Genomic DNA, 9996 nt, shown 5'->3' with positions numbered 1-9996 from the left:
TGTAATACACAAATGATAATGTCCTATTTGGCACATTTAGAAATGTCCTAATTTAAAGAGGCTATAATACCCGATTTAATAGGAGGGTATTATGGCAGAAAGGGATATTATCATGGCAAGTCAAAGAGAGCTAAAGCGGTTACATGTAATTCGCAAGGTACTGGATAAAGAATTAAAACAGGTTGAAGCAAAGGATGTTTTAAATTTGAGCGAGAGGCAGATAAGGAGAATAGTAAAAACAGTTCGTAGAGAAGGAGATAAAGGGATAGTTCATAAATCACGAGGGAAGCCATCAAACGCAGCAATATCCAAGAAGATAAAGTCCATGGTCATAGGTCTGTACAAAGAGAAATACAAGGGATTTGGGCCACTACTTGCTAATGAAAAACTTTTGGAAATAGATAAGATAGAGATAGGCACTCAGACTTTGCGTAACTGGCTCATAGTAGAAGGAGAATGGAAAGTAAGCCGCGGTAACAAAGAGCATTGTCAATGGCGGGAAAGAAAGCAATGCTTTGGAGAAATGGTACAGATGGATGGATCGCATCATGATTGGCTGGAAGGGAGAGGTCCTAAGCTGGTTTTAATGGGATACATAGACGATGCAACAAGCAAGACATTTGGAAAGTTTTATGATCATGAAGGAACAATGCCTGCGATGGATAGTTTCAAGAAGTATATAGAAAAAAACGGTATTCCAAACAGCATATATTTGGACAAGCATACAACATACAAATCTAACGGGAAACCGACAAAAGAAGATGAATTAAATAATAGAAAGCCGTTAAGTCAATTTGAGAGAGCGTGTGAGGAGCTAGGAGTAGATGTAATACATGCGGACTCTCCGCAGGCAAAAGGAAGGATAGAAAGACTTTTTAAGACGTTTCAGGATAGACTAATAAAGGAAATGAGACTTAAGGAAGTTAAGACAAAAGAAGACGGCAACAAGTTTCTGGAGGAATATTTACCAATCTATGACGAGAGGTTCAGTGTTGAGCCGGCAAAGAAAACAGATTTACATAGAACAGTCCCTGAAGGTACAAATCTGGATGATATTCTCTGCCGGAAGACAAAGAGGGTATTAAAAAATGATTTTACAATAAGCCATGATAATAAGCTTTATCAGGTAGAGAATCTGATAAGAGCAAAGAAAGTTTTAGTCTGCGAGCATATAGATGAGAGAATATCAATACAATACAAAGGGGAAACTTTAAACCACAGAGAAATAACAAAGAGACCAAAGAAGGCTAATGATGGGAAAAACCCATATGAATTTAAAATAAGAAAAGTCTACATACCGCCAAAAGACCATCCATGGAGAAAATACAAGACAAGGAGTTATCCACAATATGCACATAATTAACAAAAAGAAAAAGTTTGATCAAAAAGAAAAATTTACTACTACTAATCTTAACAAAATAGGACATTTCTAAATGTTTTAAAAGCGGACATTTCTAAATGTGGTTGACAGTAAGCAACTCAGCTGATATTGAGGGCTTATACTGCCTACTGTCTTGCAGTTAAACCGAATCCTCCAGCATCCTCTTCTTTTGTATCTCCAGGCAGGAGTTCCCTGTAATTTTCAACCACTTTCTTAATTGCATTTGCATGTTCCTCTATTATGTTGGGTCTGTAGTGCTTGAACCATGGAATACCAAAAGTATATTTATGTATATTTTCGGAAACCGGCAGACTGCCAACAGGTTGTCTTACATCTATATCCTCTGGGGAATTTGCGATGCGTGTAGGCTTTCCCTGATTATATACATCAATGTCATTAAAGACAGGATGTAAGTGTAATGGTTTATTGCCTCCAGGGCTGCATCTACCCCCTTCAGCCTTTATCGCTTCACAGAATCGTTTAATTGAGAGTCCTCCAAGTTCTTCAGGCCGATATAATCCTCTGGCTGCATACCAGCCGCCCATTGTAGTTCCTGAATCCTTTTCAGGACGGCGGACCTTAATACCTGGTGCTCCTTCTAAAAGATCAGCAAAATAATTCATTGCTTTATCTATTTCTTTCATCTGCTTTGGATAATTCTTAATCTGTACAAGTCCCACAACTGAACTAAGTTGATGCATTCTGTATTTGTAACCGCCCCAAGGAAGGCCTGTCAATGGCTTAAGATCTTCTAATTGCACCTCATTATGGCGCGCATAATGACCAAAAAGAAGCGCGCGTTCATGAACTCTCTGGTCGTTTGTAAGCATAATGCCTGCCTCGCCTGTTGCAAAAGATTTGCCGCTCATTAATGAAAAAGCTGAAACATCTCCAAATGTTCCCGTAAGCTTTCCCCTGTACAATGCCCCATGTGCATGAGAAACGTCCTCAATGACCTTGATGTTATGTTTGCGAGCAATCTCCATTATAGGATACATATCAGCAGGCATACCTGCGTAATGAACCACTACAATAGCTTTTGTTCGTTCAGTGATTCTGTGTTCAATATCATTTGGATCAATATTTAATGTGTCTTTATCAATGTCGCAAAATACAACAGTACCACCAAGAGAGTATACAGGCAGAGCTGATGCCCAATAGGTTATGCTCGGGCAGATTATTTCATCCCCATGTCCTATGCCTAAACCAAACATTGCACCATGCAAAGCCCCTGTTCCTGTGGAATGACCAAGTGCATATTTCATGCCATGCCATTTTGCATATTCTCTCTCAAATTCTTTGGTAACATCATTATGAGACATCTTACCTTCCCTGAGTACTTTCAAAACCCCGTCTTCCATCTCTTTGGTAATAATTGGCCAATTGAACATATCCTCTGGGTCGGCTTTAACTGCTTTTGGTCCGCCTAAAAGCGCTAGCTTTTCCATATTGCGTTTTCCTATTTTTTATAAGCTTGTTCTACTTTTTTAAGCGCATTAACTATATCGTCTATTTCTTTTTTACCATAATTTTCATTCAATGAGATATTGAAATGACTATCTGTTGCAGATATTGCATTAGGACATTGAAAATCTTTATTATATTCCTGTCTGCAAAATTCCCATGGACCAGTATTTTCCCACCATGGAGATTCTGATGGGATATGACGGTAAGAGGGAGTCACAGAAATTCCCTCTGTCTTTAGAGCCTCAACAAAACTCATTTTATCAACTTTAAGCATGTCTGTTTTAACATGTATGCGCATAAACCAGTATACCGACTCTGTTTCAGGCACCTGCCATCCCATAGATACAATCTCTGATTCCTTATTGAGTCTTTCTTTTATAGCTTCAGCAACTTTTCTACGTCTGGATATTATGGAGTTTAACTTTTTAATTTGTGTTACGCCAATAGCAGCTGAAAGCTCATTAAGATTAAGATTTAATCCTGCTGCAACATTACCTTTAGCATCAGGCAAATTAAAAGGTTTGCCTCTGTCAGCAAATCGCTTAGCATTCCAGAAAAGCTCTTCATTTTTACTATAGACAACTCCACCCTGTCCTCCTGTTGCATGAAGTTTGCCAAACATAGTTGAAAACGCTGCAATATCGCCAATTGTACCAACAAGTTTTCCTTTATATTTTGCTCCATGTGCCTGAGCGCAATCCTCTATGACTAAAATATTTTTTGAACGTGCAATCTCCATAATAGGATCCATATCAACAGCATCTCCGGCAATATGCGCAACAATAATGGCTTTTGTATTCTCTGTTATGACAGCGGAAATTTGTTCTGGTCCTACATTATATGAGCGATGGTCTGAATCTGCAATAACAGGAATACAGTTTAACATAACAACAGGCATTACTCCGCCCGGGTCTGTAATTGGGGGAACAATTACCTCGCTTCCCCGATCAAGCTGTAATGCTCCAAGTGCGACGAAAACAGCTGATGTACCTGAGTTAACACCGTCTGCAAATCCACCACCCATATAATCGCAAAAGGATTTTTCATATTCCTTCTCATGGGGTCCATTGTAACCAAATGCTTCTCCTGAGGCAATCGCTTCATCAAACACCGCCGTAGCAGCTTTTTTTTCTTCTTCGCCAAAGAGCCGACGTTTTGGCATGGGATCTGTACGAACTGGTTTGCCGCCATCAATTGCTAATTTAGCCATCTTATTCTCCAATGATTTTTTGAGCGTTTTTATGGGTTATATTATCATAAGCTCCTTTAGAAATTTTATTTTCTTCAAAGGCATTTTTGATAAAGGGTATGATATCGGGTATTGGTTCGTCAGCGGATGTGAATCTATCTGTTCCAAAAAGAAGTTTGTTATTAAATTCCTCAAGAAATTTGTATCCAAAATCAGGATCTCTCGAAATAGCATTATATCCGCTTCCGGCAGAAAGGTCGCCGTAAAGATTAGGATATTTTTTTAAGAGCTCCTGCAATCTCCCTGGTTTTTTTATTTTACCTTTTGGATAGTGTCCACGAGTCTCAATATCTACATTTCCATCTATCTCTGCCCAGAATGCCGGTGCATGACCTATAAAAATAGTTTTTGGAAATTCCTTGAGTACCTTCTCTAATCTTGGTATGTAAATATCGTCCACCAATCCATAAACACCGCCTATTCTATCTGCCATATGAAAAATAATAGGCATTTTGCATTCTCCACAATGATAAAAGAGATTCATGGCTCTCTTATCATCAAAATAAATATTAGAACAGACTTCTCCCACCCCTTTACATCCCATTTCCTTATAAACCGTTAGAACCTTTGACAAATCAGCTTCAGGAGAATTCATCATTGCTCTGGGATCAACATTACAAAAAGCGATTAATCTGTCAGGATATTTTCTTGCAGCTTCAAGCGCTTCAAAGATATTGCTTACGCCAAATTGGTCAGCATTTTCTGGATTACTTAATGGAAGGATAACAGACTTGTCGATCCTCTCCATATCCATTCTTTTAAGTAGAATTTCAGCAGTGAATTCTTTCCTGTTAAGTTTCTGAACGAACTCAGGAAACCTGTGGTAGGTTATGTGTGCATGTACATCAATTATCATTTCGACACCTTTCAGTTATAAACTTGTTATAGATTTGTTTTTTATTCAGTCTACGCAAAAAAAAAATCTTTTCTACTCATTTTTTGCGGAAATGTGTGCAAAACTTGCGGTATTCTGATGGATTGATTCCTGTAAGGCGTTTGAAATCCCTGTTAAAGGTGCTGAGATTAGAGAATCCAACATCCTCAGCTACAGATATTACTTTTATATCTGATTCTGACTCAAGAAGATTCTTGGCTTTCATAATGCGTTTATTTATTAGATATTCTTTAAAATTAAATCCTGTAACATCCTTAAAAATATGGCTAAGATGGTATGAAGAACGGAAGACATGCCTGCTCAGAGTTGCCAGATGCAAAGGGTTTCGATAATTTTTATCTATGTAAGAAATCACTTTGCTTATAAGCTTGTCTTGTACAGTTGATTCAATTTTTTTATGTGTGCTGGTTCCAGAAGCACTAAAAGAAAAGGATCTATGTATAATTATAAAAAGCTCCAGAAGCAGGTTTACTATTGCTTCTCTGTAATGCAGTTTTTTGTTTTCCCATTCAGAGGTTATATTGGAAATAATCAAATCTGCTCTTTGACTTTCCTCAGGAGGGAATGATACTTGATGAGAGAAGTTTTTTTTGCATTCAGTAATATGGGAGATTAGTTTTTTATATGTGTATTGTGTATTTCTAAATATAGATGGATTAAAAGCAAGATATACCCTGTCCATAGGAGCTAACGAGTCTCCTTTAATATAGTTATGAACTTCTCCTTTATGAATTATTAAAATAGAATCCTCTTTAAGCGGGTATTTTCTGTCTTTTACAAAATAGGCTCCGCTTCCGTATCTTACATATTGTAATTCTATTTCAAAAATATGATAATGCGACTCTCCTGACCTGTTAGATGATTTACCTCTGGTTATCGATGTTGTAAAAGAGAATTCTTTATCTACAAAATCCATTACTTGTTTTTTGGTAGTATTAGATTTTGATTTTTTCATGATGCCCACAATATACACATATTGAGTAGAAGAAACAAATATTTAGCTAATTACCCCGTATACATTTACAAATAACTTAAAAATTATTGTTTGAAGGATCTGCAGGGAAAGTAGTATTAAGAAGGCAGAACTAGTTTTTATCTTTATTTGTGCGATTTGCGAGGCAGCTATTAATACAGGAAAGGGCATGAGAAACATCCATAATCTTGCCACCTCAGAGCGATTTATTCCAGAGAATAGAAGTAAAAATAGTATGATAAAAAAAGACACAGAGAAGACATTGGCTGGGCTTATTTTTCTTGACCTTATAATGTTATAAATACTTCTGAAAGAAAGCATTGAAATTGGGATACCAATAAACAGGGAAAAATCTACAGGATTATATAATAGCCATTTCCAGTATGTTCGGCGTGCGACCTCACTGCCAACGATGTCTAATCGCGCATTTTCTGAAAACACATTAATACTCACGAAAAATTTTATAATATTAAAGTCATATAAAAGATAAAACAACAAAGGGAGAGCTGTCAAAGCTACAAACAATACTGAAAAACTCTTTAATATGTAATTTAAATGTGTTTTATTTATCCAAAGCCATATTAGCCCATAACAAATTATCAAACCCAAGATAACCAGAAAACAGAAACTCAGCATAATGCCTATTGATAAAACCAGTCCAGAAAGAATAGCAAACCAAATATTGTTTTTTTTAATAGAGAAACAAAATAAATAAAAAGACAAGACAGAAACCAGAGTATATGTCTGGTCCATTCCAGGTGTAAATAAATTAAGTGCAGGAATAGCTGCGTAAAAACATACTGCAATTAAAGATGTTTTTTTATCATATATAAGTTTCCCTAAATAATATATAGGAATAATCACAACACACTTAAGAAATGGCAAAAATAACGACAGAAATACTGATGCGGCTTTTTCAGCATTGTTGAAGGAATGACGGAAAGTATTCCCAATAATTGAAAACACAGGTAATGGATCTAGAGTGGTGCTCTTTACCATACTTAGAAAAGAATCTGTTAGGATGGATAAATTATTAAATATGTGAATTATCCACCAGAAAAACAATATATTTCCTGGAGGATGTACTCTGGCATGTAAGGGAGCATATTCAATAAAAGTATGAAAATTGCTTAACCAATAACTAATATCTCTAATCCCAACAGCAACATTGAAATAGCTGGTTGCCCATGGACTTATAATAGTCAAAATTAGATTATAGAAGCCTGCTGGGCTTAAGTAACAAATGGCAATGTTAAAAAGGTAGCTGAAAAGACATATAAGGACTATAGAGAGAAATTCTATTGGGGGTTTGGAACCTGCTAATTTTTTATAACCGATCGACTTATAAGACAGCAGAAGAAAAACAGAGGAAATAAGCACTGAAAACCAGAGCCCATCAAAATTCTCTGGATGTGAATATTTCCAAGCCCATTCGTGCTTAATACCCAATGGAAGAATATTTAAAATTACAAGAACCATGAATATGATACTAATTGCTGAGGTAAGTGTCAGGAATTTTAACTTTTTAGAGTTTGTTGGCATACAAAGGGAATTGATTGCAGAGACTGGTCACTATTGATAAGGTCTGTTTAAGATTATCTATATCATTAATATTCGTAAGCACCTTTGTTATCATTTCTGCAATGAACTTCATTTCGGGCTCTTTCATACCTCTTGTAGTTACAGCAGGAGTTCCTATTCTTATTCCACTCGTAATAAATGGGCTTTGCTTATCAAATGGAATAGCATTTTTATTTACTGTTATTCCGGCAACATCTAATGCCTTCTCTGCGTCCTTGCCTGAGATACATTTATTAGTTAAATCCAGTAGTATAAGATGAGTATCTGTTCCACCGGAAACAAGCCGAAAGTCTCTTTTATTCAGTTCTGAGGCAAGTGCCTTGGCATTTCTTACGATCTGTTTCTGATAGTCATTAAATCCTTCTGCCATGGCTTCCTTGAATGCAACAGCTTTAGCAGCTATGACATGCATCAGGGGGCCCCCCTGAATACCAGGAAAAATCATTTTGTCTATTTGCTTTGCATATTTTCCCTTGCATAAAATCATACCTCCGCGTGGACCTCTTAATGTTTTATGTGTAGTGGTGGTAACAAAATCAGCGTATGGAATAGGGCTTGGATAAATTTTTGCTGCAACAAGTCCTGCAAAATGAGCCATATCCACCATAAGATACGCATTTACTTTATCTGCAATCTTTCTGAATGCTGCGAAATCTATTATGCGAGGATAAGCACTAGCGCCTGCAATTATCAATTTAGGTTTCTCTTCAAGTGCCAATTTTTCTACATATTCATAGTCTATTGTTTCTGTTTTCTTACTCACTCCGTAAGAGATAATATTAAAATATTTTCCTGAAAAGTTTACCGGACTACCGTGTGTTAAATGTCCACCATGGCTTAAGTCCATACCTAGAATTGTATCTCCCATATCCAACATGGAAAAATAAACCGCCATATTTGCCTGTGAACCGGAATGCGGCTGCACGTTTGCATGGTCAGCTCCAAAAATCTCTTTTGCTCTTTTTATAGCCAAATTCTCAACAACATCAACAAATTCGCATCCGCCATAGTATCTTTTATGAGGATAGCCTTCTGCGTATTTATTGGTCATTATTGAGCCCTGAGCCTCAAGCACAGCATCGCTCACGAAATTCTCTGATGCAATAAGCTCAAGGTTTGAAGATTCTCTTTTTGTTTCATCATAGATTGCTTTTGCTACTTCTGGATCAGTTGTTTTTAAATTACTCATATTACTTTTTTGAAATCCTCATGTATTTGCTTTCAATTTCTTTGATTTTTTTTATTCTTTGCTTATGACGAGGAGCATTACTGAATTTTGTCTGGAGCCATACTTTAACTATTTCTTTTGCTAAATTTTCTTTAACCACTCGTCCCCCAATTGTTAAAATATTTGCGTCATTATGCTCCCTGCTCATCCTTGCAGTAAATGTATCATTACATAGAGCTGCCCTGATTCCCGGAATCTTATTAGCTGACATAGACATGCCCAAACCAGTTCCACATATCAATATACCCTTTTTATATTTACCTGCTCTCACCGCTTCAGCCAGCACTAATGCAAAATCCGGATAGTCAACGGCTTTTTCAGACGATGTGCCAAAATCAGCATACTTATAACCCAAACCTTCCAAAAAGGGCTTGAGTATTTCTTTTAAGTGCCATCCACCGTGATCAGCAGCTATTGCGACCTTATCCTTGTTATTCAATCTTTTTTATAACCTTTATTAAACATTTCTCTATTTCTTCCATACAGTATTTATATGCATCGTAGGATAATCCGATAGGATCTGCTATATCTGGATTCTTATCCTCTATTTCTGCAAATTCTTTTAGTAGAAATATCTTCCCTGTCTTTTCTGAATAGGTATGAAATACCTCGTCTTTATGTTTCTGAGTCATTACCAGAACAAGGTCAGCTTTATTTACTGTTTCCTCAGTTAGTCTATTTGACCTGTATGAAGATACATCTATGTCTCGCTCAGTCATAATCTTCTGTGTCAGGTGAACTGGAGGGAATCCTTCAACTGTATGAGTTCCAGCAGAGATAATTTTATACTTACTGTATTCTTCAACTCCTTTTTCAGAAAGCATCTTTTTAAGTAGTCCCTCAGCCATAATACTACGGCAGCTGTTCCCTGTACAAACGAAAAGAATAGTCTTTTGCATACGTTAAATCTTAGCATGAGATAGTGAGTTAAGTCAAGAAATCACAAATTAGATTTTTTTTGATGGCTATTTTTAATAAAGTTGTGTTAAATAGCTAATAGCTGACAGTTACAAGCTATCAGTATTTATCCTGGAGAGGTGGCTGAGTCCGGTTGAAAGCGGCAGACTCGAAATCTGTTGTCCTGATTTTTCGGGACCGGGGGTTCGAATCCCTCCCTCTCCGCCTTACTTGATTTTTAGTGAGAGACAATCTATCATATTCTAGGAATTGAAATGTAAGACAGCTTGAAAAAGTAAAGAATTCTTTTTGACGGAGGGACTGG

At 36.7% G+C, this 9996-nt stretch carries 9 protein-coding genes and 1 tRNA gene; 2 read left to right on the top strand and 8 right to left on the bottom strand.

Annotated elements, in window-relative coordinates; translation table 11 throughout:
- Positions 1 to 91 precede the first annotated feature (91 nt).
- The gene (locus Q7J67_02030) at positions 92 to 1363 is read left to right on the top strand and encodes an ISNCY family transposase (GenBank protein ID MDO9464065.1); all 1272 of its coding nucleotides are present in this window, start codon (positions 92 to 94) and stop codon (positions 1361 to 1363) included.
- 143 nt (positions 1364 to 1506) lie between these two features.
- Here Q7J67_02030 and Q7J67_02025 read toward each other — a convergent pair whose 3' ends face one another.
- The 8 genes from Q7J67_02025 to Q7J67_01990 all read right to left on the bottom strand — a co-directional run bounded on the left by Q7J67_02025 (position 1507) and on the right by Q7J67_01990 (position 9673).
- A complete protein-coding gene (locus tag Q7J67_02025) occupies positions 1507 to 2829 on the bottom strand; it encodes a DegT/DnrJ/EryC1/StrS family aminotransferase (GenBank protein ID MDO9464064.1) in 1323 nt (440 codons plus the stop codon).
- Positions 2830 to 2840: 11 nt separating this feature from the next.
- Positions 2841 to 4058: a DegT/DnrJ/EryC1/StrS family aminotransferase gene (locus tag Q7J67_02020; GenBank protein ID MDO9464063.1), complete on the bottom strand. Its 1218-nt coding sequence runs from the start codon at positions 4056 to 4058 to the stop codon at positions 2841 to 2843.
- Position 4059: 1 nt separating this feature from the next.
- Positions 4060 to 4953, bottom strand: a complete 894-nt coding sequence (locus Q7J67_02015) for an amidohydrolase family protein (protein ID MDO9464062.1) — start codon at positions 4951 to 4953, stop codon at positions 4060 to 4062.
- 76 nt (positions 4954 to 5029) lie between these two features.
- Positions 5030 to 5947, bottom strand: coding sequence for an AraC family transcriptional regulator (locus tag Q7J67_02010; GenBank protein ID MDO9464061.1), 918 nt, complete (start codon positions 5945 to 5947; stop codon positions 5030 to 5032).
- A 42-nt stretch (positions 5948 to 5989) separates the two neighbouring features.
- Positions 5990 to 7507, bottom strand: a complete 1518-nt coding sequence (locus Q7J67_02005) for a hypothetical protein (GenBank protein ID MDO9464060.1) — start codon at positions 7505 to 7507, stop codon at positions 5990 to 5992.
- Positions 7491 to 8735 carry a serine hydroxymethyltransferase gene (gene glyA, locus Q7J67_02000; protein ID MDO9464059.1) on the bottom strand — a complete coding sequence of 415 codons (1245 nt, stop codon included), beginning with the start codon at positions 8733 to 8735 and terminating at the stop codon, positions 7491 to 7493. Before glyA ends, Q7J67_02005 begins: the two co-directional genes overlap by 17 nt.
- A gap of 1 nt (position 8736) precedes the next feature.
- Positions 8737 to 9213 (bottom strand): ribose 5-phosphate isomerase B, encoded by a 477-nt coding sequence (gene rpiB / locus Q7J67_01995; GenBank protein ID MDO9464058.1) that lies wholly within the window; start codon positions 9211 to 9213, stop codon positions 8737 to 8739.
- The gene (locus tag Q7J67_01990) at positions 9206 to 9673 is read right to left on the bottom strand and encodes a low molecular weight protein arginine phosphatase (protein MDO9464057.1); all 468 of its coding nucleotides are present in this window, start codon (positions 9671 to 9673) and stop codon (positions 9206 to 9208) included. Before Q7J67_01990 ends, rpiB begins: the two co-directional genes overlap by 8 nt.
- 132 nt (positions 9674 to 9805) lie before the next feature.
- On the opposite strand from Q7J67_01990, the gene Q7J67_01985 reads away from it, so the two are divergent.
- Positions 9806 to 9896: transfer RNA gene (locus Q7J67_01985), tRNA-Ser, on the top strand.
- Positions 9897 to 9996 lie beyond the last annotated feature (100 nt).

This window comes from bacterium, from assembly GCA_030652805.1.
In the GTDB taxonomy this organism is placed as follows: domain Bacteria; phylum JAHJDO01; class JAHJDO01; order JAHJDO01; family JAHJDO01; genus JAHJDO01.
Note: the sequence above shows the minus strand (reverse complement) of the source record. Positions and strands in the feature narration are given on the sequence as shown.

Bases quoted from the DNA above. Each gene is read 5' to 3' on its own strand.
- Q7J67_02030 (MDO9464065.1), top strand. From the start codon at position 92: ATGGCAGAAAGGGATATTATCATGGCAAGTCAAAGAGAGCTAAAGCGG.
- Q7J67_02025 (MDO9464064.1), bottom strand. From the start codon at position 2,829: ATGGAAAAGCTAGCGCTTTTAGGCGGACCAAAAGCAGTTAAAGCCGAC.
- Q7J67_02020 (MDO9464063.1), bottom strand. From the start codon at position 4,058: ATGGCTAAATTAGCAATTGATGGCGGCAAACCAGTTCGTACAGATCCC.
- Q7J67_02015 (MDO9464062.1), bottom strand. From the start codon at position 4,953: ATGATAATTGATGTACATGCACACATAACCTACCACAGGTTTCCTGAG.
- Q7J67_02010 (MDO9464061.1), bottom strand. From the start codon at position 5,947: ATGAAAAAATCAAAATCTAATACTACCAAAAAACAAGTAATGGATTTT.
- Q7J67_02005 (MDO9464060.1), bottom strand. From the start codon at position 7,507: ATGCCAACAAACTCTAAAAAGTTAAAATTCCTGACACTTACCTCAGCA.
- glyA (MDO9464059.1), bottom strand. From the start codon at position 8,735: ATGAGTAATTTAAAAACAACTGATCCAGAAGTAGCAAAAGCAATCTAT.
- Q7J67_01990 (MDO9464057.1), bottom strand. From the start codon at position 9,673: ATGCAAAAGACTATTCTTTTCGTTTGTACAGGGAACAGCTGCCGTAGT.